Here is a 257-nt window from a genome sequence, read left to right as displayed (position 1 = left end):
GCTCACGGTGTGCCTGTTCATCCTGGTGCCGGTGTTGCTGTTCATGCTGATCAAGAACCTCGACTGGCAGGAAGTCAGCGAGGCGCTGCGCGGCTACAGCAGCGGCATTCTGCTCGCCGCCGTTGGCGTATCGGCACTGAGCTATGCCGTCTACTCGAGCTTCGACCTGATCGGCCGCGCCTATACCGGCCACACACTACCGGCAAGGCAGATCCTGCCGCTGACCTTCGTCTGCTACGCCTTCACCCTCAACCTCA

The 257-nt window shown here is 61.9% G+C and carries 1 pseudogene; it reads left to right on the top strand.

Annotated features, from left to right (window positions below):
• Positions 1-257 (top strand): annotated as a pseudogene (locus AC0IYH_RS32575) (UPF0104 family protein); the annotation flags it as partial.

It is taken from the genome of Pseudomonas sp. AC463, from assembly GCF_979253585.1.
This window is presented reverse-complemented; position numbering and strand designations above follow the sequence as displayed.